The following is a 22,587-nucleotide window of genomic DNA, read 5'->3' on the forward strand; positions in this document are numbered from 1 at the left end:
GACGCTCCTACTCGAACGCAGGCAGGAGCCGGTCCCGCGAATTCTCGATGTGCACGCGCATGGCTTTTGCGGCGGCGTCCGGGTCGCCCGCGGAGAAGGCGGCGAGAATGGCCTCATGCTCGTCGAGGGCCTCTTCGGTCACGCGTGAGTGATACATCAAGCGGAAGATGTGGAAGTGGGTATGCTGGTGATTGAGCGTCTCGCGAATGAGCTCGTTCTGGGCGAACTCGACGATCTTGTCGTGAAAGATCGCATCCTGACGGGCGAAGTTCGAATAACGCAGGCGTTCGTCTTTCCCCTCCCGCCGGGCCATGACGCCAGCCGCTTCCTGCAGCACGGTCAGGCGCTCGTCGTCCAGTGTTGCAGTGGCTTTGGCCGCGGCGGCGGGCTCAAGCAGAAGGCGCAGCTCGTAAAGCTCGTCAAAGCGGCGGCGGGTGATTTGCGGGGCGGCCCGATAGCCGATCAGGTGGGTCTTCAGCACCAGGCCCTCGCCCTCCAACCTGCCAAGCGCTTCGCGAATGGGGGTATGCGAGACGTTGAATTCCTTCACGAGATTGTCGACTGTGATGCGCGATCCTGGAGCAATCCTGAGCGACATCAACTGCGCGAAGATTGCCTCGTAAACGTCGCCGGCCAGGCTGTTGGCGCGCTGGATACGGGCTGTCGAAGGCGCTTCCGTCAGGTCCGCGTTCTGCATTGTTTACCCTCTTGACAGGAGCACTCACTAGCACGATGGTTCGGGCAATTCAATCCTATATCCTATACGATTTAATAGAGGATAATTTGGGAAATGACCCAGACGTCGAGGCCGGCCCCTGGAACTGAAGGATGCCGTCCATGACCTTGTTCGCAGCCGCGCGCCTGCCGCGCGAGATCCTGTTCGGCAAAGGCCAGCGTCAGGTGCTGCCTGCTGTTGCCGCCAAATTTGGGCGGCGCGCGTTCGTCTGCACCGACGAGCGTTTCGCGGCGACTTCGCAGTTCGCCGAAATTCTTGCCGGCCTGCACAATGCGGCGATAGAGACGCTGGTCTACGACCGAACGCTGCCGGATGTGCCCCGCGACAGCGTCGCCGCCTGCATTGCGCAGGCGAAGGATTTCAAGCCGGACATGGTGATCGGGATCGGCGGCGGCAGCTGCCTCGACATGGCCAAATGCGCAGCACTTCTGCTCAGACATGGTGGCAGGCCCCAGGACTACTACGGCGAATTCAAGGTACCAGGCCCTACCCTTCCCGTGATCGCTGTGCCAACTACGGCCGGGACAGGCTCCGAGGTGACCCCCGTCGCCGTGATTTCCGATCCGGATCGGACGCTGAAAGTGGGTATCTCGAGTCCCCACCTCATCGCCGCGGTGGCGCTTTGCGATCCGGAGCTGACGGCGACATGCCCCCCTTCCCTGACGGCGATCGCCGGCGCCGACGCGTTGACGCACGCAATCGAGGCCTTCACCGCGGCCAGACGCGGCGATGATCCCCGTCTGCCGCAGCAGCATGTCTTTGTCGGCAAAAGCGCTCTGACCGATCATTTCGCGCTTCTGGCCATCAGGCTGCTCGGTCGCAGCCTCGAAACGGCATATCGTGACGGATCGGACGGGAATGCGCGCGCCGACGTCATGATGGGAGCGCTGGCCGCCGGTTGCGCCTTCGGTACCGCCGGAACGGCCGCCGCTCACGCGGTGCAGTATCCGGTCGGCGCAGTCACACATACCGCGCATGGTCTGGGCGTCGCCACCATGCTGCCATATGTGATGAGCTACAACCTTCCCGCCGCGGCCGCAGAGATTGCCGAAGTTGGCGCAGCTCTCGGCCTTTCCCGTCAGAGCGGCGACGGCGCAGATGCATCGGCGCACGCAACCATCCGCGAGGTGAGCCGGCTGTTTTGCGCCATCGGCATCCCACCGAACTTGGCCAAGCTTGGCCTTCCCGAGGACAGGATCGACTGGACGGCCGAGCAGGCGCTCGGCATCGACCGGCTGATCAAGAACAATCCGCGTCCGTTCGACCTCGCCGCAATGCGACGGCTGGTCAGGGCTGCTTATGATGGCGACATGTCCGCCGCCATGATGTGATCGACCAGGAGTTCACCCCATGAATATCGCCGCAGGCATATCCGACGAGGATCAAGATATGTTCGACTACGCCACGGTCTCGCACGGTCTCTACATTGGCGGACGCTGGCAGCCCTCGTCGGAGGGCCGGGTGATCGAAGTGGTCGATCCATCAACCGAAGCCGTGATCGCGGCGGTTCCCGATGCCACGCTTGCCGACGCGGCCGCAGCCGTCGACGCGGCCGCGAAGGCAGCGGCCGGCTGGCGCGAGACCTCGCCACGCAGGCGTTCGGAAATCCTGCGGCGCTGCTTCGAACTGATGACCGAACGGGCGGAGATACTGGCTGCGCTGATCTCGCTGGAGAACGGCAAGGCGCTGCGTGACGCGCGCAGCGAGGTCGCCTACGCCGCCGAGTTCTTTCGCTGGAATGCCGAGGAGGCGGTCCGCATCAGCGGCGAGTTCGGTCTTGCGCCCTCGGGCGCCAACCGCATCATTGTCGACTACCAGCCCATCGGCATTTGCGTGCTCATCACGCCATGGAATTTTCCCGCCGCCATGGCGACGCGCAAGATCGCGCCGGCGCTCGCGGCCGGCTGCACAGTGATTTTGAAGCCGGCCAGCGAGACGCCGCTGACGGCCTATGCGCTTGCAGCGCTCTACGAGGAGGCCGGCCTGCCGCCCGGCGTCGTAAACGTGCTCACGACCTCGACGCCCGGACCGGTAACGGCGGCCATGCTGGCCGATCCGCGCGTGCGGAAATTGTCATTCACCGGCTCGACCGGTGTCGGCCGGGTGCTCCTGGCCGAGGCCGCCAAGCACGTCATCTCCTGTTCGATGGAACTTGGCGGCAATGCACCGTTCATTGTCTTCGACGACGCCGACCTGGAAGCAGCGCTCGACGGTGCGATGGTTGCCAAGATGCGCAATGCCGGCGAGGCCTGCACCGCCGCCAATCGGCTTTACGTGCAGGCCGGCATTCATGACGCCTTCGCCGATGGGCTGCGCAAACGCATGGCTGCCCTCAATGTAGGTCCTGGCACACACCCGGAAACCGAGTGCGGCCCGATGATCACCAGCAAGGCCGCGGACAAGATCGATCGTCTCGTCCAGGACGCGGTCGCCCGCGGCGCCAAGGTTCTGTGCGGCGGAGCGATTGCCGAAGGCAAAGGCTACTTCTACCCGCCGACGGTGCTTCGCGACGTCTCCACTGACTCCGCCATGATGCATGAGGAAATATTCGGCCCCGTGGCTCCGATCATGCGCTTCGACAGCGAGGCGGACGCCATCGCGAGGGCCAACGATACCGAATACGGTCTCGCTGCCTATGTCTACACGCGCGACCTGGCCAAGGGGATGCGCGTGGCATCGAAGATCGAGTCGGGCATGATCGCCCTGAACCGCGGCCTGATGTCGGATCCGGCGGCGCCCTTTGGCGGCGTCAAGCAGAGCGGACTGGGCCGCGAAGGCGGTCAAAAGCACGGCGTTGCCGAGTTCATGGAGGCGAAGTACATCGCCGTGACCCTGTGAGCGGACACTCCAAAGATCCGTTTCGCATTCGCGATCATGTGGTCGAGTTCGACGACATCGTCGCCGAGATCGTGCGCAGAAGCGAAGATTGCAGGGCGAACGTGCCAATGGTCGGCGATGTCGCCTACGGAGATGACGCCACCGAGACCATCGACCTGTTCTTTCCCGAGGGCAAACGGCACCGCCTGCCGGTGCATATGTTCATTCACGGCGGCTATTGGCGCATGTTCTCCAAGCGTGATTATTCTTATGTCGCCGAGACCGTCACGAGCGCCGGTGCGATCGCAGTCATCGTCGACTATGCGCTGATGCCGGCTGTCAGGATGGCAAAAATCGTCGACCAGGTGCGCCGCGCCAAGCGATGGGTGCTTGACCATATCGCGGACCATGGCGGCGATCCCGACCTGCTGACGGTCAGCGGTCATTCCGCCGGCGCGCATCTGGCGACGATGCTTTTCGACGGCGACAGCCGGCCGTCCGGCATCAAAGCTGCGCTGCTGCTCGGCGGCCTTTACGACCTGAAGCCGTTGCAGATGTCATTCCTTGCCGCCGAGATCGCGATCACCGACGAAGAAGCCCGCCGGTTCTCGCCGATCAACCACAGCTTCGATCCATCCGTGGCCGTAGGGATCTCGGTCGGCGCCGATGAGACGCCGCCCTTCCACAGCCAGGCCGCGATGTTCACGAGCCACCTGGAAGAGCAAGGGCTTGCTGTCTCGCGCACGACCCTTGCGGCGGCCAATCACATGAGCAGCGTCCGCGACCTTGGCGTGGCGGGCACCGAAGCCGCGTCACTATTGGCCCGCCTCGTGGGATCTCATTCAGCCTAGTAGCCGTAGTAGAGGCCCAGACCGCGCTGCAGGGCCGAGGCCAGATGCGCCTGCATTGCCGCCGCAGCTGCCTCCGGGTCGCGTGCCTTGCATGCCAGGATGACCTGCATGTGCTCGCGCAGGGATTGCAGCACGAGAGGCACGGTGACCTTTCTGTCCAGCCGGATCAGCCGGACGTAGTTGTGAAGCCGCTTGTAGGAACTGTCGATCAATGGATTGTTCAGGCTGGCAATGATGGAGTGATGCAGCAAGGTCTCGAGTTGCTCGAGGTCCGCCCTGACCAGGTCGGTGAGCCCACCGCGCTCGATCTCCTCGATGACCGCCAAATGACGTCTTTCCAGTTCCGCCAGATCCGCCTCGTCCGCGGTTTGCGCGTATACCCCTGTCGCCGCACGCTCCAGAATGCTGCGAAACTGGTAGGTCGACCTGGTCAGTTCGAACCCGGGCTTGACGAACTGGATGCCCGAGCGCGAATGGATGATGACGATCCCCTCCGCCTCGAGCAGCTTGAGCGCATCGCGCAGCGGCGCCACCGGGATTTGCAGCATTTCGACAAGATCGCCTTGCGACAGAAAGGCCCCCGCGGGGATCTTCCGCTCAAACAGTGTCTCAAGAATGCGCGTGTAGGCACGATCGCCAAGGCGTTGGCCGGCTGCCGCCCCGGCGGCCCCATCGGACTGATCGTCGTGCTGCGCCACTTTTGACCCTCGCATCTGAAATATCTAAACATGGTTCTGAAACATTACTGGCCGTGCCATCGTAAAGTATCCCATTGCCGGTTATCAATGCACCTTTGAAGGATACGGCTGACCGGGGTCTTGCACTGAGCGCAACCGGTATCCCGGGCTTGCCTGAAGGTCGTCGGGCGCCACCGAGCCTGGGCCGCCAACCCGTTGACGAAGCGTCGCCTGCTGCATTTGCGTGCTTGCCTGCCCGACAGTTTTGCGCCTGGCCGCTTGCCTCTTGTCCAAAACTGAAATATCTAAAGCGCATTCTGAGATATCAGAGAGCCAGATGCGCATCGCCGAGTATCGCATTACCCGCTATCAATTCGCTCGTGACCGGACCATCGGTGACAGTCAGGTCCGCATCGATACGGCGCACGTGGCCGCGCTTGAGCTCGTTGCCGAGAATGGCCTGGTCGGGCTGGGCTTTATCCAGAGCTTGTTTCACCCGCTACCAGACCAGGCGGAGATCGTGCGGGTTTTTGAAGAGGAGGCCTGGCCCGATCTCGCAGGGCAATCGCCTTTGGCGCTTGTGCATCGGGTCCAGCGGCCGCGCGGCGGAAACAGGCGCGCCTTCGGCTTGCCTTTCGAGGAAGCTCTCCAGGTTGCGTTGTGGGATCTGAGTGCGAAGCTGGTCGGCCTGCCGTTGCACGAGCTGCTGGGGAGCCGGCGCAAACGCGTGAAAGCCTACGCATCCGGTCTCGATTTCCACCTCAGCGACGATGAATTCCAGGCGTTCTTTGCCCATGCCGAGGCGCTTGGTTACCGCGCGTTCAAGATCAAGGTTGGGCATCCCGATTTCGACCGGGATTTGTCCCGGCTGGAGCTGTTGAGAAAGACGGTGCGGCCCGGCTCGTCGATCATGATCGACGCAAACGAGGCTTGGGGGGCCAAGGAGGCATCGGTAAAACTGCAGAAAATTCATAGCCTTGGCTTTGATCTGCTTTGGGTCGAGGACCCTATCCTGCGCCATGACTTCGACGGCCTTCGCAACCTCAAGGCGGCGACGCCGTGGACCATGATCAATTCAGGCGAATACCTCGATGCGGCCGGCAAGCGCCTGTTGATGCAGGCCGGCGCTACCGACATGCTGAATGTCCATGGGCAGGTGACGGACGTGATGCGCATCGGCTGGCTGGCAGCCGAACTCGGCGTCCCGGTGACGCTTGGCAATACGTTTCTCGAAATCGGCGTACACATGGCCTGTGCGCTGCCCGAAGTCGAGTGGCTCGAATACTCGTTCCAGAACTTCGATCACCTGGTCGAGCAAACAATCGAAATTCATGATGGCTGGATTCATGCGCCCGATCGAACGGGCCATGGGCTGGTCTTGTCGGAGACCGGGCGTCTGGATTGGACGCGCCCCGAAATCCTGTCGCGCGAAGACCTTGGTGATGCACCCGTCAACCCCGCGGGTTGACGGGGTCCCAAACTCGCAGCGAGCGCTGGATGAAGCGAAGGCCTGGTAGATAAAAAGGGAGGAATGACGTGCAGAAGCTGAAGATATTGACCGCAATTGCGACCATGGCGGTGGCGTCGCCGGCGCTGGCCCAGGAGATCACCGTCTGGGACGTCAACGTGGACGATGCCGCCCACGCGACATACTACGATCACGCGAAGGCTGCATTCGAGGCCGCGCACCCGGGAGCAACTCTCAACCTCCTGTCTCAACCGGACGCCGAGTACTACACGCTGCTGGGCACGGCGCTCGCTTCGAAGGCCGGCCCTGACGTCATCTGGGCCAATGGCGGCGCCCAGGCCAAGGCCCTGGTCGGCGGGCTGATCCCGCTCGACGACAAGCTGCCCGACCTGATCCCAAAGCTCGTTGGAAAGTCCGCGTTCACCGGACCTGATGGCAAGCTGTACTTCATCCCGACGACGCTGCAGGGTCACGTCGTCTACTACAACAAGGCGCTTTACAAGGCCGCAGGGCTCGATCCGGAGAAGCCGCCGACGAGTTGGGCCGAACTGACCAAGGTCTGCGACGCCTTCAAGGCGCAGGGTAAACCCGCCTGCTTCATGATGGCCAACAAGGAAGGCTACAACGCCGAGTTCTTCCTTTCGGAAGCCGCGAACCAGTCGCTGACCGCGCAGCAACAGGCCGATTGGCTGGCAGGCAAGCTCCACTGGTCGGATCCGCCGATCAAGGCGATCCTGCAGGCCTGGGTCGATACCGCCAAGAATGGCTGGTACCAGGAGGGCGGCAACTCGCAGACCATGTTCATGGATGAGTTCGCCCTCTTCGAGCAGGGTGCCGGAGCCAACGTGATGGGTCTGCTCTCCAACGTCGCGCATTGGAAGCAGTTCGAAACCAACATGGGCGTCGACAAGGTCGGGGTCTATCCCATGCCCTCGCCGACCGTTGCCGCCGATCAGCATGAAGGTGCCCCCGGCGTTCCGCTCGACGGCGGCGTTGGCTACGGCGTGAACAAGGACTCCGCCAACATCGATCTCGCCGTCGACGCGGTGCGAATCCTCGCTTCGCCGGAAGTCCTGTCATACCTGGTCAACGACACCGGCTCGGTGCCAGCAAACACCGAAGTCAATACATCCGACATTGACAGCCCTGGCCTCAAGCAGATCATGGGCTGGCTTGCGACCAGAGCCGTTCCGACCACGCATGCCAATTCTTCAGCGGCCGAGCTCGATGAATGGCACCACCAGAGCCAGTTCCTGTTCAACGGTGAAGCCACCGTGGACCAGGCCGCGGCTGCGCTGGACAAGGTCCAGGCTGAAGCCAAGCCGCAATAGCAATCTTCTCCACGCAGACAGTGGGGGGCGCGACGACGCGCCCCCGTCCCCGCATCAGTGACGTGCCCATGACCGCCAATTCGTTACACCAGACAGGCCAAGCCGCGCGGACCCGTACCCGCCCAGGCCGGAGCCGCCGGGCAGAGGCGCGCGTCGCGGTGCTGTTCCTGCTTCCGGCCATCCTGCTTGTCCTGGTGTTTCGCATCTTTCCGCTGTTCTGGGGGTTTGGCATCTCCCTGACCAGCGCGACGTCGACCGACCCGGGCCAGTTCATCGGCGCCGGCAACTATCTGCGCGCACTGGACGACCCGAATTTCCGCTCCGCCATGGCCAACGCCGTCGTGGTGCTGCTTTCGGTGCCGATCTTTGTGACCATCCCGATGCTGCTGGCCATCCTGATCCACCAGGGCGTGCCGGGGCGCACGTTTTTCCGTTCCGTCTATTTCTTTCCCGCCATTCTCTCGAGCGTCATCATCGGGTCTATTTTCAGCGTGGTGCTGAGCTTCAACGGCAATCTGAACGCGTTGCTGGGCCTAGCGGGGATCAGCGGTGTGGACTGGCTGGGGCACTCGGCGACCGCACTTCCGGTGACGCTGGCGATCCAATGCTGGTCGACCTTCGGCATGGGTGTGCTGATCTTCCTTGCCGGGCTGTCGACCGTGTCCAAGGAAATGGTCGAGGCGGCACGTCTCGACGGCGCCAAGATGTGGCAGATCTGGTGGCATGTCATCATCCCGGAGCTTCGCCCGATCATCGAGTTCTCGACGGTGATCACGACCATCGGCCTGCTGACTTCGATGTTCGGCCTGATCTACGTGCTGACCGGCGGCGGACCCGGCACGGCGACGACGGTGCCCGAATATCTGATCTGGGCCGCACAGGGAAAGCTCAACCGGCCCGCCTACGCCGCCGCTGTCTCGATGGTCCTGTTTTTCATGACGAGCATTCTCGCATGGCTGCAGATTCGCATCTTGTCGCGCAACGCGAACATCTGAAGGAGAGGTCGTGTCAGGAGCCGGAAAACGACAGCGTCTGACCCTCAGGATCGCGGCGATCCCGATGGGATTGCTGGCCTTGAGCTGCCTCTACCCGATCTTTTTCGCCGTCAACAACGCACTCAAGACACGTCACGATTACATGCTCGACCGCTTCGGGCTCGCCATGCAGCCCACGCTCGACAACTTCGTGCAGGCCTGGACCCGGGCGCACCTCGATGAGTACTTCCTCAATTCCGTGATTGCGACGCTCGGGGCGGTCATCTTGTTGATGGTCGTGTCTTCCATGGCCGGCTTCGCCCTCGCGTCGATGCGCTTTCCCTATCGGCGCTTCCTGTTCGCGGTCATCCTGTCGTCGCTGATGATCCCCGTGCAGGTCGTGCTGGTGCCCTTCATGCGCACGATGCTTGCCCTCAACCTGGTCAACACGCACATCGGGCTCATCCTGTCCTACACCGCATTTTTCCTGCCTTTCTCGGTCTACATGATGACGGCGTTCTACTCCGGCCTTCCGCGCGAGCTGATCGAAGCGGCGCGGATCGACGGGGCCTCGCTGCTGCAGGTCTGGTGGCACGTGATGCTGCCCCTGGGAACGCCGGCATTGGTGACGCTTGCCATCCTCAACACGCTGAGCTGCTGGAACGACATTCTGATCTCCCTGCTGGTCATGCAGAAGCACCGCACCCTCATGGTGGGGATTTCCGCGCTCAAGGGTCAGTACTCGGACCAGATACCCCTGTTTACCGCTGGCATCGTCATCGCGGCGGCGCCGATCGTTGTTCTTTACATCCTGTTCCAGCGACGAATTGTTTCGGGCATCGCGGTGGGCGCAGTGAAAGGTTAGCCGATGGCGCGTGTCGAACTGAAACAGGTCAGCAAGAGCTTTGGATCGACGGACGTTATCCGCGATGTCTCGCTTTCGATCGAGGAGGGCGAGTTCGCCGTATTCGTTGGCCCGTCGGGCTGCGGAAAATCCACGCTGCTGCGCATGATTGCCGGGCTCGAAGAGACGAGCGGGGGCGAGATCTTCATCGGCGGTGACGACGTGACAGACGCCGAGCCTGCCGACCGGGGAGTGGCGATGGTGTTCCAGTCCTATGCGCTCTATCCGCACATGACGGTGGCGGACAACATGAGCTTCGGTCTGCGGATGGCGCACCGCCCCAAGGAGGAAATCGCCAGCAAGGTCGGGCGCGCGGCCAAGATCCTGCAGCTCGAAGAGTATTTGCAGCGCAAGCCGGCCCAGCTCTCGGGAGGACAGCGCCAACGGGTGGCAATAGGGCGCGCGATCGTGCGCGACCCGAAGGTGTTTCTCTTCGATGAGCCGCTCAGCAATCTGGATGCCGAGCTGCGGGTGCAGATGCGCGTGGAACTCGCCAAGCTCCACCGGGTCCTTGGCAACACCATGATCTATGTGACGCACGACCAGACTGAAGCGCTGACCATGGCCGATCGGATCATTGTGTTGCGCAGTGGGCGCATCGAGCAGATCGGCACACCGCAAAACCTCTATCAGGATCCCGACAACGCGTTCGTCGCGGGTTTCATCGGCTCTCCCCGGATGAACTTTCTGACCGCCATTGTGCAGGCGGGGGGACGTCTCGCGTTTGGAGGCCAGGAGACGGACAGCCCGGCACAGGCCCCGCTTGAGCCCGGTCGGAAACTGCAGCTGGGCTTGAGGCCCGAACATCTCGACCAGGACAAGGGTGTCGACCTCGAGGCAAAGGTGGAATTCGTCGAAGCGATGGGCTCCACGTCCTATGTCCACGCAACGCTGGCGACCGGCGAGACCATCATCGCGGAGCGGCGGTCGTCGCAACCAAGGACCGGCGACAAGATCATCCTGCATTTTGCGCCCGCATCGGCGCGGCTCTTCGGGGAAGACGGACAACGCATCCGGTGAGCGTTCACGCGCCTCCTCGACCGCATGAAAGCGAGAGCCGACCATCCGCCGCGTGGGACGTGATCAAAACCAGCGATGACTGAAGCGATAATCTTGGGTCCGCCGGCCCGGCGCCGGCACCGGCTGCTCGCTCTGGCTGGCTGACGCCCAATCAGTCGAAGAACCCGGCGTCCTCTGCCAGCAGATACTGCTTGGCACCCTGGGCGTCGATGTCGAGGCCGAGCCCGGGAGCTTCGAGCAGGTCGATCATCGAATCCTTTACCACCTGCTTGGGCAGGCCGATGACGATATCGTTCCACCACGGGTCCGAGGCGCTGGGATATTCGAATGCCACGTAGTTGGCGGGCAAGGTGGCGCAGACATTGATCAGCGCGCCCAGGCCGAGCAGGCCGTTGGCGGTGCCGTGCGGCGCCATCAGGATCGAGTGCATATAGGCGTGCTCGGCTACCCATTTGAGCTCGGCAATGCCGCCAATATCGGCCGGATCGGGGCCGATGACGCGCACCGCCTGGGTCTCGATCAGTTCCTTGAAATTGTGGCGCAGGTAGATCTGCTCGCCGGTATGGACCGGCGTCGAGGTGGAGGTCGTCAGCTCGCGATAGGCCTGAGGATTGACCCAGGGCACATAGTCGCCGGTCAGCATGTCCTCGAGCCACATCAGATTGTACTTCTCGACCGCGCGAGCGAACCTGATCGCATCGGGCAGCATCCAGCCCGGACCACAATCGAGCGCCAGGCTGACCTTGTCGCCCAGCACTTCCTTCATCGCGATCACGCAGTCGAGCATGTGATTGAACCCGCGCTCGCTGATCATGCCCTGATCCATGGCGCCGTGATAGCCGGCCTTCTTCTGCGTCACGCCGTAATGGAAGCCCTCGATGGTGTCCTTCATGTTGGAATGGAACGAGATTCCCTGCTTGATCATGAAGAAGTTCTGCGGCTGCTCCATCATCCATTTGACGTCGGCGGCGTAATCCTCCGGCCGATCGCCCTCGCGTTTGCGGCGGATCGAGCCGTTGTAGACTCGCACCTTGTCGCGCACCTTGCCGCCGAGCAGCTTGTAGGCCGGCACGCCTGCCGCCTTGCCGGCGATGTCCCACAAGGCATGCTCGATGGCGGAAACGGCGGCACCATAGGGCTTGAACGAGCCGCGTTGGCGGATCTTCAGCATCACCCGCTCGACGTCGGTCGGATCCTCGCCGATCAGCGCGTCGCGGAAATGCAGCACAAAGGGCTTGAGATACGTCTTGGTGAACTCGACCTCGCCAAGGCCATAGAGGCCCTCATCGGTAACGATGCGCACTATGGGGTGCTTGCCGATGACGGCACAGCGCAGGTCGGTGATCTTCATGGCGCAGTCCTATTTCACAGACGAGAAAGCTGTCGGCGTGAGCAGCTGGCTGCTGATATTGGCAATGATCTGCCCGTCGCGCTCAGACTCGTCCCGGGCCCTGTGCCATGCCGGATCGGTGACGAGAGCCGCCCATTTCGCCTCACGCTCGGCCAGCGAATCCCAAGCGAGGAAATAGGTGAGGCGATTGCTGTTTTCGCCGATCGCCGTGGTGAAAAACCCGGCCTGGCGGATGCCATGCCTCTCCCAGATGGCGAGCGTCTGGTCGGAAAAGCGCCTGAGCAAAGCCGGCAGCCTGCCCGGCAGGCAGTCATAGATGCGCAGTTCGTAGAACATGGTTTGGTCCGTTTCTTTCTTCGCCTCTCCTTTGGGAGAGGTCGACACGAATGGTCGGTCGTTGGCCTTGTGAGCCTGGAGGGAAGGTGGTCTGGGCTAACTCCAGGTCCGGTCCCAGCTATATTCATTGTCCCAATGGTCGGTGGATTGCCATATCCCCGTGACACCCGGTTGCAGGTGATGCGAGATGACCTCGTCGACGACGTCGTCGATCCCGAGGCCCGGCTTGTCCGGCACGGTGATGAAGCCGTCCCTGACGAGCGGCCTGGGGAGACCTGTGACGATGTCGTCCCACCAGTCGACATCGGCGGAGTGGTATTCGAGCGTCATGAAGTTTTCGGTCGCGGTCGCGACATGCGCCGCAGCCATCGCGGCGATCGGGCTTTCTGCCATATGGATCGCCATGGCGACGCCGTGGTCCTGCGCCATATCGCCGATCTTTTTGGTCTCGAGGATGCCGCCGCTGGTGAGCAGGTCCGGATGGATGATCGAGACGCCGCCGCTCTTGAGCAGGGGCTCGAAGGCCTGCTTGAGGTAGATGTCCTCGCCGGTGCAGATCGGCACCGTGGTGGCTTGCTGCAGTTGCCGGTATTGCTCGGTGTATTGCCAGGGGATCACGTCCTCGAGCCAGGCAGGTGCGTATTTCTCGATGCGGCGCGACAGGCGTATGCCGTCCTGCAGCGAGATGTGGCCGACATGATCGATGGCTAAAGGGATCTCGTAGCCGATGACCTCGCGGACCTCGTGGATATACTGCTCGAGCAGGTCGATCCCCTTTTCGGTGAAATGCAGGCCCGTGAACGGGTGCTGCACGTTCTGCGCATCGTAGGCGAGGTTGCGGGCCTTACGCTCCTCGGGTGTATCGCCACGGCCGCGCGGATTGGCGTGAAACCCTTCGAGCGCGCCGGTGGGCGCGACGACGGCGCCCGGAACATGGGCGATCTGCATCAAGCCCAGGTCCATCTTCAAGAACGTGAATCCGCGGTCCATGCGCTCCTTGAGGCGCTTGCCGGTTTCGGTCCCGCTCGGTTTCTCGGCGTCGGTATCGCAATAGACGCGCACGTGATCGCGAAACTTGCCGCCCAGCATCTGATAGATCGGGACGCCATAGGCCTTGCCTGCGAGATCCCACAGCGCGATCTCGACTGCGGAGACGCCGCCGCCTTGGCGGCCGTGCCCGCCAAACTGCTTGATGCGGCGGAACAGGCGATCGATGTCGCAAGGGTTCTCGCCCAGCAGCCGGCTCTTCAGCATCAGCGCGTAGGTCGCGCTGGCGCCGTCACGCACCTCGCCAAGTCCGACGATGCCCTGGTTGGTGTAAATCTTGAGCAGTGCCGAGGTGAACGGCGCGCCGACGATTTCGGCAACCCGCATGTCGGTGATGCGGAGCTCCGACGGCCTGGAATTCGTGTTCACCCGATTGAGCGCCCCGTCGGCTCCACCCGTCTCTGGCATGACTTATCCTCGTTCTGGTCGATGGGGCTTGTGACCCGCACATGGGCCGGCGAGCACGGCTAACTCAGCTCGATCTCGTGAGCCTGCAGATAGTCGCGGTTCATCTCGACACCGAGACCGGGCCTCGACGTCAGCTTGAGGCTGCCGTTCGAAACGTCGAGCGGCGTGTCGATGAGATGATCGTATTTGGAGAGATTCCACTCCGACGTTTCGAGCTTGTAGAAGTTCGGAACGGTCATCATCACCTGCGCTCCCGCAACCACGTTTATCGGTCCCGCGGCATCATGGGGCGAGACCGGGATGTAGTAGGCCTCGCACAGGGCGGAGATCTTCTTGAGTTCGGTAATGCCGCCGGTCCAGGTCACGTCGGGCATGATGTAGTCGGCGAGCTTGTTCTCCAGCACCGGCACGAAATCCCATTTCGTGTGGCCGCGCTCGCCCCACGAGATGGCGGCGCTGACCTTCTCACGCACCTGCTTGAGCGCGTTGAGGCTTTCGGGCGGGCAAGGTTCCTCGAACCAGTCGATCTGGCCAGCCTCCTCGAGGCTGCGACAGAGGCGAATGGCGGTGGGAACGTCGAAGCGACCATGCGCATCGATGAGGATGTCGACATCGGGGCCTGCCGTTTCGCGGATGAGAGCTGTTAGTTCGGCCGCCTCTCGCTCGTCCTTGCGGGTCATGCTGCCGTCGAGGTAGCCGTCCCGCTGCTCGCGCGACAGTCCATCGGTGGTGCGGCCCTGGTGCGGGAACGGATCGAACTTCAGCCCGGTGTGGCCGGACTCGACGATGTCTCGAATTTCACGGACCACAGCCTCCTTGCTGGTAAACTTGGCCTGGTTGGGATGGGTGTAGAGGGCAATTTCATCGCGCACCGGTCCGCCCAGCAACTCATAGATCGGCTTGCCGAGGACTTTGCCGCGGATGTCCCAAAGCGCTATGTCGATGGCGCTTACGCATTCGACGGCGGCGCCGCGGCTGCCCATATAGGTGAAGCTGCGGAAAACCTTGTGCCAGAGATGCTCGATGCGCGCCGGATCCTCGCCGGTCACGGCGGCACCGATCTGCCGCAGGATCGTGCAGAGCGCGCGGTTGGCGAGCTTAGTGGTGGTGGTGATCTCTCCCCAGCCGCTCACGCCCTCGTCGGTCGTCACTTCGACGAACAGGTACTCTCCCCAATAAGAAGCATCGGACTTGATCAGCCATGGCCGAATGCTCGTGATTTTCATCTCACCTGCCTTTGTCCGATGCGGTCGGGATAACGACGTTCCAGACCGGATAGCCTACCCTGCCCGAGCGGCGTTGCGCGCGCGCATGTGTTCGAGAACATGCCGCCCGGAGCCCTCGACATGGCGTGCAATGAGTTCGGCTGCCTCGTCCGCATTTCCAGCTTTGACATGCGCGATGAGCTCTCGGTGCTCGCGAATGATCGCGGCGCGCCGGGCGAGCGTGAAATTGAAGCGCCGGCTCACCGCCCGTAGCACTTCGCGATGCTTCCACCAAAGCTCGGCGGCATGGCGGTTGTAGTGCCTCTGGTACATCACGGTGTGGAAGGCGGTATCCAGCTCACTGTGCCTGAACGTGTCGGCGAAGTTGTTCTCTTCGATCAGGCCCTGGATGCGTTCGAGCTCAGCAATGTCCTCGACGGTAGCCATATTCACAAACCATCGCGTCAGAGCCGGCTCGATCAGGACTCCGATCTCGTAGATATCCCGGACAAAATCCTGGTCTATAGGCCGCACGCGCGCCCCGCGGTTGGGAACGAAGGTGACAAAGCCCTCGCCCCGCAACAGTTGCAGGGCTTCGCGCACCGGGTTGGTCGAGGTGCCGTGACGCCGCGCGAGATCGGTGACCACCAGCCGTTCGTTGGCGGCGAGCCGACCTTCGATGATGTCTTCCCTGATCAGTTGATAAAGCGAGGCGCCCTCGCTTGAGGCCCCGAGAGCGTCAATCCCCTCGGGTGGTTCCGCTTTGAAATCGCTTGTTTCTGCCAAGGCCCGCTCCCCAATCATACACACTTTGACCGATATCACGCACGGTCCCCATAAACAATGTACGATTTATCGCGTTGACAGACAATCTGCGATCTGAAAACGTACAAAATGCTCGAAGGGATACATTTGAACGAGATATCCCCATGGCCGACGAGCAAAGACCGCTCGCCTCGATGCTGAGCGGCATGGGAGAGAAACCTGGAGGATACCTATGACGAGGATTACACTCGGCAGTGCCGTCCTGCGCGGCACTGTCTCCACTGCCTTAATGGCATCGTTGATGTCCGCACCAGCGCTGGGCGCGGCGCCGGTCGATCTGAGCAAGTGGTCGCCGGAATATGTGCGCTCCATTGCCGGCACACAGGATTTTGATACGGCGGCCGATTGCGGCAAGGTCACCCCGCTCGACTACAAGGGGCGGCTGACCTTCTGGTATCAGGGCGTGTTCGAGGGCGACCCCGACCTCCTGCGCCAGTACTACAAGGACTTCTTCGAGACCTTCCGAAAGACCTATCCGAACATCCAGCTCGAGGAACAAGCCCTCACCTATAACGATCTCCTCGACAAGTTCCGCACGGCGCTCCTCGGCAATGCAGCGCCGATGGCGGTCCGCCTGCAAATCCTGGGTGGCACCGAGTTCGCCTCAAAGGGCTATCTGGAGCCGCTCAAGCCGGAGGATGTCGGGTATTCGACCGAGGATTTCTGGCGCGGCGCCATGAAGGCCGTGACCTGGGACGGGGTGACCTACGGCATTCCAACCAACAATGAAACAATGGCTTTCATCTGGAATGCCGACATCTTCAAGCGCGCGGGCCTTGATCCGGACAAGGCTCCGGCGACCTGGGACGATGTCGTCAAGTACTCCAAGCAGATCCACGACAAGCTCGGCATCGCCGGTTACGGCCTCGTGGCGCGCAAGAATGCCGGCAATACGCCGTACCGCTTCATGCCTCAGTTGTGGGCCTATGGCGGCGGCGTCTTCGACGAAGCCACGGCGAACCCGACGTATAAGGAGATCGAGCTCAACAGCCCGCAGAGCAAGGCGGCGCTGCAAGCTTCTTACGACATGTATGTTCGCGACAAGTCGGTTCCAGTTTCGGCACTCACCAATCAGCAGGCCGACAACCAGCCGCTGTTTCTCGCCGGCCAGCTCGGCATGATGATCTCGCACCCGTCCGACTACAATGTCATGCTCGACCTGCAGAAGAAGGCGACCGGCACCGACAAGGACAAGGCCCAGACCGTCATCGACAACATGCGCTACGGCCTGATTCCGACCGGTCCAGACGGCAAGCGCGCTGTCGTGTTCGGCGGCTCGAACATTCACATCCTGAAGCCAGAATATGTCGAAGGCGGCAAGGTGGACGAGCCGGCGGCCAAGGCCATCATCTGCATGTGGACGAGCCCCGAGTGGTCGCTGAAGATGGCCTACGCCGGCTCGAACCCGGGCAACCTTAACGGCTTCAAGACCAAATGGATGAAGGAGCGGCTGGACAGCATCAAGTTCCTCGATGTCACCACCTCGATGCTGCCATACGGCATCCCGTTCCCGGCGCTACCGCAATCTCCCGAGATTATGAACATCATCGTCCCGGACATGCTGCAGAATGCCCTGACCGGTGCGATGACCGTCGACCAGGCAGCGGACGACGCGGCCAAGAAGGTGAAAGACCTGATGGGCGGCGGCCTCTAGCCGAAGCCTGACCCGATCTTGCCGGCTGCGCGAGAGCGCGGCCGGTCCGCTCCGAAAAACAAGGGCACGCCAAAGTGACGATCGTGGCCGGAAAGACCGGGGCTCGGCGAAGATTGCGACCTCTGCTGGGCAAGATTTGGGAGCATCGCGCTGACTACGCGTACGTGCTTCCTGCGATTGCCGTGATGCTGATCGTCATCGCTTATCCGATCTACTACACGATCGAGCTGTCGTTCTTCAACACGCCACCCGGCCTGCAGCTCCGCGACAAGATCTTCGTCGGCTTCGGCAACTACACCGCCATCCTCACCAGTCCGGTGTTCTGGAAGGTCACCTCCAACACCCTTATCTGGACACTGGCATCCACCTTCATCTCCTTTGTCCTGGGATTTGCCTGCGCGCTGGCGCTCCATCGCGAGTTTGTCGGCCGGGGCGTGCTGCGCGCCATCCTGATCATTCCCTGGGTCATCAGCGCGGTCGCCGCATCCTATATCTGGAAGTGGATCTACCATTCGGACTTCGGGATCATCGGAGCGGTACTGGTCGGCCTCGGATTGGCCGATCGGCCGCCGAATTTCATCGACAGCGTCAGCACGGTGCTGCCCTCCCTGATCGTCGTCAATATCTGGCGGGAGTTTCCGTTCGCCATGATCATGATGATGGCCGGTCTTCAGACAGTCCCCGAGCAGTTGTTGCGCGCCGCAAAAGTCGACGGAGCCAATGCATGGCAGCGCTTCTGGCACGTCACCTTCCCGCATTTGAGAAACGTCTCCACGGTGACGATCCTGCTGCTGGCGGTGGCCAACTTCAATTCCTTCATCATCCCCTGGATCATGACCGGCGGCGGGCCGTCCAACGCATCGCACATCTGGATCACCCACATCTATGAGCTCGCCTTCGGCCGGCAGCGCTGGGGGGTGGCATCGGCCTATTCGGTGCTTCTTTTCCTCATCTTGATGACGCTCGGCTACTTCTACGTCCGCGCGCTAAGCGGAAACGAACGCAAGGATGCAGGCGCATGAGCACGATCGCCGAGACAGCCCGCCTGGGTCAGGCCCATCGACGTGCGAGCATCGACGGATGGCGATGGGGCGGGCGTATCTTCCTCACGTTCATGTTGCTCTACACCGCATTGCCGATGATCTGGATGCTGCTCACCTCGATCAAGTCCGGCTTCGCCGCGATGCAGTTCCCGCCGCAATGGTGGCCTGACCAACCAACCCTTGCCAGCTACCAGAAGCTGCTCGATCCGCAGAACAGCGTCGGCCAGGACTTCCTCCGCTTCTTCTGGAACAGCCTTTTCGTCTCCACAGCCACGACCATCCTTTCGGTCATCGTGGCGGTTCCCGCGGCCTACGCGTTTTCTCGCTTCACGTTTCCTGGCCGGAACTTCCTGTTCTTCGCCGTATTGCTGCGCAACATGTTCCCGGCGGTGATCTTTCTCGTGCCGCTCTTCATCCTGATGCGCGCCATCGGGCTCGTGAACACGCATGGGTCGCTCATTCTCACCTATCTCACCTTCGGCCTGCCGCTGGCAATCTGGCTCCTCAAGGGCTTCTACGACAACATCCCGGTGCAGCTCGAGCAGGCGGCGCGCATCGACGGGGCGACGCGGTTCCAGGCCTTTGTCCTGATCGTGATGCCGCTCTCGGCGCCAGGCATCATCGCCACGGCGATCTATTCCTTCATCGGCGCATGGAACGAATACATCTACGCGTACACGTTCCTCTCCAAGAACGAGCAGCTGACATTGCCGGTCGGTATCCAGCGCTTCTTCTCGGAAAACACGACCGACTTCCCGGGTCTGATGGCTGCCAGCTTCATGATGAGCGTGCCCGTCGTGGTCCTCTTCCTTGTCCTGCAACGATACTTCGTACGCGCCCTTACCGAAGGCGCGGTCAAGCACTAGGGAGTTGCCGATGGCCCACGTGGTCCTCAAAGATCTCGTCAAGACCTATGGCGGCTTCAAAGCCGTCAACGAGGTTTCGCTGACGGTCGATGACGGCGAGTTCGTTGCGCTCGTCGGCCCTTCAGGCTGCGGCAAGACAACGACACTCAACCTCATCGCGGGGCTGATCCCGATCACATCGGGCGACATCCTCATCGGCGACCGGGTGGTCAACGACCTCGACCCCAAGGACCGGGACATCGCTATGGTGTTCCAGAACTATGCGCTCTATCCGCAAAAGTCGGTCTATATGAACCTCGCCTTCCCGCTGCAGATGCGCAAGCTGCCCAAGGACGAGATCGACAGGAAGGTCAGGGAAGCGGCGCGGGTGCTCGACATGACGCAACTGCTCGAGCGCAAGCCGCGCGAACTTTCGGGCGGGCAACAGCAGCGCGTGGCGCTCGGCCGCGCGCTGGTTCGAGATCCGGCGGTATTCCTGATGGACGAACCGCTCTCCAATCTCGACGCAAAGCTGCGCGTGCAGATGCGGTCCGAAATCAAGCGCTTCCATCAGGACCTCGAGGCGACGATCGTCTACGTCACGCACGACCAGCTGGAGGCCGTCACCATGGCAGACAGGATGGCCGTGATGAACGGCGGCTATCTGCAGCAATACGATTCGCCGGCACAAGTTTTCGCCCATCCCGCCAACATGTTCGTCGCGAGCTTCGTGGGCAGCCCGGCCATGAGCCTCATTCCGCTGGAGGCATCGACGGCCAACGGCGCCACCGCTCTGACGAGCGCTGAAGGCTGGAGCCTTGCACTGTCGGAACTCAACGCGCGCAAGGTCCAGGGAGCGACCACCAGGAAGGTCGTGCTCGGTGCGCGACATTCGACGATCAAGCTGCACAAGAGCGCCGTTCCCGGCGCCATTCCGGCCAAAGCCTACACGGTGGAGCCGACCGGAGACATCACCTTCGTGCAAGCGTTCCTCTCCGGCGCGATCGTCAATATCAGCGTGTCCCCCACCATCGCCGTCGCACCCGACGAGCAGATCTGGCTCGAGTTCGACCAGGAGCGCATCCACCTGTTCGACGGCGAAACGGAGATGGCCCTCGAGGCCAACTGAGACAGGGCGGATGCGTGTGGAACGAGTGTGAATGACCACGAAGCTGAAGATCACGGCGATCAAGCCCTATCCGGTGTGGGTGGGGACCCGCAACCAGATGCTGGTCAAGATCGAGACCGATCAGGGCATCTTCGGCTGGGGCGAGAGCGGCTTGAGCGGTCGCGAGAAAGCCGTGGCCGGCGCGATCGAGCACTATCGCGAGTTCCTCATCGGCCGTGACCCGATGCAGATCGGCCGGATCTGGCAAGAGATCTATCGCAGCCAGTACTTCGAAGGCGGGCGCGTCCTGCAGGCGGCCATCTCGGCCATCGACATCGCCCTGCACGACATCAAGGGCAAGGCGCTGGGGGTGCCGGTTTATGAGCTGCTCGGCGGCAAGCAGCGCGACCGCATCCCGACCTTCGCCTCGACCGGAGACGAGGCCGAGGGCGAAGCCGCCATCGAACGAGCCGGGGAACTGCGCGCGCAGGGGTGGCAGGCGATACGCTTCTTTCCCGTCGGGCAAAGCAGCAGGGACATCTTCGAGCCGCGCGAGTCGATCGGCGCTACCGCAAGCATGCTGAACAGGGCGCGCGAGGCGCTGGGCAACGACCTCGTGCTCGGCATCGACTACCATCATCGGCTGTCGGTGGCCGAGGCGGCAAGCTTCTGCAACAAGCTCGGCCGCGGCGTGCTTGATTTCCTCGAGGAGCCGATACGGGACGAGACGCCGGAGGCCTACGAATCCCTGCGTACGATGACCGACATCCCATTCGCCATCGGCGAGGAATTTGCCAGCAAGTGGCAATTCCTGCCCTACATCGAGCGCGGCATCCATCAGTTCAATCGGCTCGATGTCTGCAATGTCGGCGGGCTCACCGAAGCGATGAAGGTCGCGGGCTGGAGCGAAGCGCACTATGTGGACCTGATGCCGCACAATCCCCTTGGTCCGGTGTGCACCGCCGCGACCATACATCTCGCCGCCGCAGTGCCGAATTTCGCCTGGCTCGAGACCAGGGCGCCAGAAAGAAAGCTGGGCTTCGACAGTTCCGAGTTCTTCCCGGTGCAACCACAGCTCGACGGCCCCGACTATCCGGTCAGCGATCTGCCGGGGCTCGGCGTCGAGATCAACGAGGCGGCGATCCAGGCGCAGAGTTTCCGTTTCTGGGAAGCACCCCACCTCAAGCGCCGCGATGGTTCTGTCACGAACTGGTAGCGCAACGTCAACCGGAGTCCACCATGACGCATAGCCCCGACATCACCCGGCCGTCCAAGGACCTGATCGACGCGCTGAGGGAGATCGGCGCCGCGACCGTTGCCGGCACGCTTGGTCACATGGGCTTCCGCAATCCGCATATGGTCGGTCCGGTGGCGCAGAACCACGGCAAGTCGATCGTCGGCCCGGCGCTGACGCTGCAGTTCCTGCCGCAGCGGCCCGACCTCTTCAACGAGGGAGAATATGCCGATCCGGAGACGCAATTGCACCGGCACGTGCTCTACCACGCTCAGGAGGGCGATGTGGTCGTGGTCGACGCGCGCGGCGACATGAGTTCGGGTGTCTTCGGCGATATGATGTCGACGTATTTCAAGGGCAGAGGCGGCGCTGGCATCGTCATCGACGGGTGCATGCGCGATCGGCCCAATGTCGAGAAGCTCGATCTGCCCCTATGGCTGCGCGGCTGGACGCCCAATTACCATGTGCAGACCAGCATCTATCCCAATGCCGTCAACGTTCCGATCGCATGCGGCAATGTCTCGGTGATCCCCGGCGACATCATCGTTGCCGACGATGACGGGGTGGTGGTGGTTCCCGTCGCAATGGCTGCGAAGGTGATCGAAGAGGCGCAGAAGCATCACGATTGGGAGGAATTCTCGCGCGAAAAGCTCATGCAGGGCGGGTCGTTGCAACGCTATTATCCGCTGCATGACGATGCCCGCGGAGAGTACGAGGAGTGGCGAAAAGCCAGATCCTGATAGACGTTTTGCC

Annotated in this window: 21 protein-coding genes; 14 read left to right on the plus strand and 7 right to left on the minus strand. The window is 62.2% G+C overall.

Annotated features, from left to right (window positions below; all coding sequences use genetic code 11):
* Positions 1-7: 7 nt before the first annotated feature.
* On the minus strand, positions 8-697 hold the full coding sequence (locus PU724_RS22795) for a GntR family transcriptional regulator (RefSeq protein ID WP_127308732.1): 690 nt from the start codon (positions 695-697) through the stop codon (positions 8-10).
* A gap of 140 nt (positions 698-837) precedes the next feature.
* Here PU724_RS22795 and PU724_RS22800 point away from each other — a divergent pair, with 140 nt between their 5' ends.
* The 3 genes from PU724_RS22800 to PU724_RS22810 are packed head-to-tail and all read left to right on the plus strand — an operon-like array spanning position 838 to position 4,404.
* Positions 838-2,067: an iron-containing alcohol dehydrogenase gene (locus tag PU724_RS22800; RefSeq protein ID WP_292166832.1), complete on the plus strand. Its 1,230-nt coding sequence runs from the start codon at positions 838-840 to the stop codon at positions 2,065-2,067.
* A 58-nt stretch (positions 2,068-2,125) separates the two neighbouring features.
* Positions 2,126-3,574 (plus strand): NAD-dependent succinate-semialdehyde dehydrogenase, encoded by a 1,449-nt coding sequence (locus tag PU724_RS22805; protein WP_292349503.1) that lies wholly within the window; start codon positions 2,126-2,128, stop codon positions 3,572-3,574.
* A gap of 38 nt (positions 3,575-3,612) precedes the next feature.
* Positions 3,613-4,404, plus strand: coding sequence for an alpha/beta hydrolase (locus PU724_RS22810; protein ID WP_354422818.1), 792 nt, complete (start codon positions 3,613-3,615; stop codon positions 4,402-4,404).
* Here the strand turns inward: PU724_RS22810 and PU724_RS22815 are convergent.
* Positions 4,401-5,102, minus strand: a complete 702-nt coding sequence (locus PU724_RS22815) for a GntR family transcriptional regulator (protein ID WP_127282711.1) — start codon at positions 5,100-5,102, stop codon at positions 4,401-4,403. The two genes, PU724_RS22810 and PU724_RS22815, sit on opposite strands and share 4 nt — an antisense overlap.
* 316 nt (positions 5,103-5,418) lie before the next feature.
* Here PU724_RS22815 and PU724_RS22820 point away from each other — a divergent pair, with 316 nt between their 5' ends.
* The 5 genes from PU724_RS22820 to PU724_RS22840 all read left to right on the plus strand — a co-directional run bounded on the left by PU724_RS22820 (position 5,419) and on the right by PU724_RS22840 (position 10,778).
* Complete coding sequence (locus tag PU724_RS22820) at positions 5,419-6,549, plus strand: mandelate racemase/muconate lactonizing enzyme family protein (protein ID WP_354422816.1); 1,131 nt, start codon at positions 5,419-5,421, stop codon at positions 6,547-6,549.
* Positions 6,550-6,617: 68 nt separating this feature from the next.
* Positions 6,618-7,880, plus strand: a complete 1,263-nt coding sequence (locus tag PU724_RS22825; RefSeq protein ID WP_354422814.1) for an ABC transporter substrate-binding protein — start codon at positions 6,618-6,620, stop codon at positions 7,878-7,880.
* 20 nt (positions 7,881-7,900) lie between these two features.
* Positions 7,901-8,875, plus strand: coding sequence for a carbohydrate ABC transporter permease (locus tag PU724_RS22830; RefSeq protein ID WP_354422812.1), 975 nt, complete (start codon positions 7,901-7,903; stop codon positions 8,873-8,875).
* 10 nt (positions 8,876-8,885) lie between these two features.
* Positions 8,886-9,719: a carbohydrate ABC transporter permease gene (locus PU724_RS22835; RefSeq protein ID WP_354422810.1), complete on the plus strand. Its 834-nt coding sequence runs from the start codon at positions 8,886-8,888 to the stop codon at positions 9,717-9,719.
* Positions 9,720-9,722: 3 nt separating this feature from the next.
* Positions 9,723-10,778: an ABC transporter ATP-binding protein gene (locus tag PU724_RS22840; protein ID WP_354422808.1), complete on the plus strand. Its 1,056-nt coding sequence runs from the start codon at positions 9,723-9,725 to the stop codon at positions 10,776-10,778.
* A gap of 151 nt (positions 10,779-10,929) precedes the next feature.
* Here PU724_RS22840 and PU724_RS22845 read toward each other — a convergent pair whose 3' ends face one another.
* The 5 genes from PU724_RS22845 to PU724_RS22865 form a co-directional block, all read right to left on the minus strand.
* Positions 10,930-12,129: a mandelate racemase/muconate lactonizing enzyme family protein gene (locus PU724_RS22845; protein WP_354422806.1), complete on the minus strand. Its 1,200-nt coding sequence runs from the start codon at positions 12,127-12,129 to the stop codon at positions 10,930-10,932.
* A 9-nt stretch (positions 12,130-12,138) separates the two neighbouring features.
* Complete coding sequence (locus PU724_RS22850; RefSeq protein WP_354422804.1) at positions 12,139-12,465, minus strand: NIPSNAP family protein; 327 nt, start codon at positions 12,463-12,465, stop codon at positions 12,139-12,141.
* Positions 12,466-12,561: 96 nt separating this feature from the next.
* Positions 12,562-13,920: a mandelate racemase/muconate lactonizing enzyme family protein gene (locus tag PU724_RS22855; protein ID WP_354422802.1), complete on the minus strand. Its 1,359-nt coding sequence runs from the start codon at positions 13,918-13,920 to the stop codon at positions 12,562-12,564.
* A gap of 59 nt (positions 13,921-13,979) precedes the next feature.
* Complete coding sequence (locus tag PU724_RS22860; RefSeq protein WP_127308724.1) at positions 13,980-15,146, minus strand: mandelate racemase/muconate lactonizing enzyme family protein; 1,167 nt, start codon at positions 15,144-15,146, stop codon at positions 13,980-13,982.
* A gap of 54 nt (positions 15,147-15,200) precedes the next feature.
* Complete coding sequence (locus PU724_RS22865; protein WP_127308723.1) at positions 15,201-15,911, minus strand: GntR family transcriptional regulator; 711 nt, start codon at positions 15,909-15,911, stop codon at positions 15,201-15,203.
* A 211-nt stretch (positions 15,912-16,122) separates the two neighbouring features.
* Between PU724_RS22865 and PU724_RS22870 the strand changes: the two genes are divergently transcribed.
* From PU724_RS22870 to PU724_RS22895, 6 genes are all read left to right on the plus strand, one after another.
* Complete coding sequence (locus tag PU724_RS22870) at positions 16,123-17,604, plus strand: ABC transporter substrate-binding protein (RefSeq protein WP_354422799.1); 1,482 nt, start codon at positions 16,123-16,125, stop codon at positions 17,602-17,604.
* A gap of 74 nt (positions 17,605-17,678) precedes the next feature.
* Entirely contained in the window at positions 17,679-18,626 is a 948-nt protein-coding gene (locus PU724_RS22875) for a carbohydrate ABC transporter permease (RefSeq protein ID WP_127282688.1), read from the plus strand.
* Positions 18,623-19,513, plus strand: coding sequence for a carbohydrate ABC transporter permease (locus PU724_RS22880; protein ID WP_354422797.1), 891 nt, complete (start codon positions 18,623-18,625; stop codon positions 19,511-19,513). The genes PU724_RS22875 and PU724_RS22880 overlap by 4 nt, the downstream gene beginning before the upstream one ends.
* Positions 19,514-19,523: 10 nt before the next feature.
* Entirely contained in the window at positions 19,524-20,621 is a 1,098-nt protein-coding gene (locus tag PU724_RS22885) for an ABC transporter ATP-binding protein (RefSeq protein WP_127282686.1), read from the plus strand.
* 31 nt (positions 20,622-20,652) lie between these two features.
* Positions 20,653-21,816 carry a mandelate racemase/muconate lactonizing enzyme family protein gene (locus tag PU724_RS22890; protein WP_354422795.1) on the plus strand — a complete coding sequence of 388 codons (1,164 nt, stop codon included), beginning with the start codon at positions 20,653-20,655 and terminating at the stop codon, positions 21,814-21,816.
* Between the two features lie 23 nt (positions 21,817-21,839).
* Entirely contained in the window at positions 21,840-22,574 is a 735-nt protein-coding gene (locus tag PU724_RS22895) for a ribonuclease activity regulator RraA (protein ID WP_354422793.1), read from the plus strand.
* Positions 22,575-22,587 lie beyond the last annotated feature (13 nt).

Source organism: Mesorhizobium abyssinicae, assembly GCF_049887195.1.
In the GTDB taxonomy this organism is placed as follows: Bacteria; Pseudomonadota; Alphaproteobacteria; order Rhizobiales; family Rhizobiaceae; genus Mesorhizobium; species Mesorhizobium abyssinicae.

What these genes read in the sequence shown, in the direction of transcription:
- PU724_RS22850 (WP_354422804.1), bottom strand. Translation starts at nt 12,465, where the DNA reads ATGTTCTACGAACTGCGCATCTATGACTGCCTGCCGGGCAGGCTGCCG.
- PU724_RS22860 (WP_127308724.1), bottom strand. Translation starts at nt 15,146, where the DNA reads ATGAAAATCACGAGCATTCGGCCATGGCTGATCAAGTCCGATGCTTCT.
- PU724_RS22795 (WP_127308732.1), bottom strand. Translation starts at nt 697, where the DNA reads ATGCAGAACGCGGACCTGACGGAAGCGCCTTCGACAGCCCGTATCCAG.
- PU724_RS22890 (WP_354422795.1), top strand. Translation starts at nt 20,653, where the DNA reads ATGACCACGAAGCTGAAGATCACGGCGATCAAGCCCTATCCGGTGTGG.
- PU724_RS22800 (WP_292166832.1), top strand. Translation starts at nt 838, where the DNA reads ATGACCTTGTTCGCAGCCGCGCGCCTGCCGCGCGAGATCCTGTTCGGC.
- PU724_RS22840 (WP_354422808.1), top strand. Translation starts at nt 9,723, where the DNA reads ATGGCGCGTGTCGAACTGAAACAGGTCAGCAAGAGCTTTGGATCGACG.
- PU724_RS22885 (WP_127282686.1), top strand. Translation starts at nt 19,524, where the DNA reads ATGGCCCACGTGGTCCTCAAAGATCTCGTCAAGACCTATGGCGGCTTC.
- PU724_RS22805 (WP_292349503.1), top strand. Translation starts at nt 2,126, where the DNA reads ATGTTCGACTACGCCACGGTCTCGCACGGTCTCTACATTGGCGGACGC.
- PU724_RS22880 (WP_354422797.1), top strand. Translation starts at nt 18,623, where the DNA reads ATGAGCACGATCGCCGAGACAGCCCGCCTGGGTCAGGCCCATCGACGT.
- PU724_RS22870 (WP_354422799.1), top strand. Translation starts at nt 16,123, where the DNA reads ATGACGAGGATTACACTCGGCAGTGCCGTCCTGCGCGGCACTGTCTCC.
- PU724_RS22895 (WP_354422793.1), top strand. Translation starts at nt 21,840, where the DNA reads ATGACGCATAGCCCCGACATCACCCGGCCGTCCAAGGACCTGATCGAC.
- PU724_RS22855 (WP_354422802.1), bottom strand. Translation starts at nt 13,920, where the DNA reads ATGCCAGAGACGGGTGGAGCCGACGGGGCGCTCAATCGGGTGAACACG.
- PU724_RS22820 (WP_354422816.1), top strand. Translation starts at nt 5,419, where the DNA reads ATGCGCATCGCCGAGTATCGCATTACCCGCTATCAATTCGCTCGTGAC.
- PU724_RS22845 (WP_354422806.1), bottom strand. Translation starts at nt 12,129, where the DNA reads ATGAAGATCACCGACCTGCGCTGTGCCGTCATCGGCAAGCACCCCATA.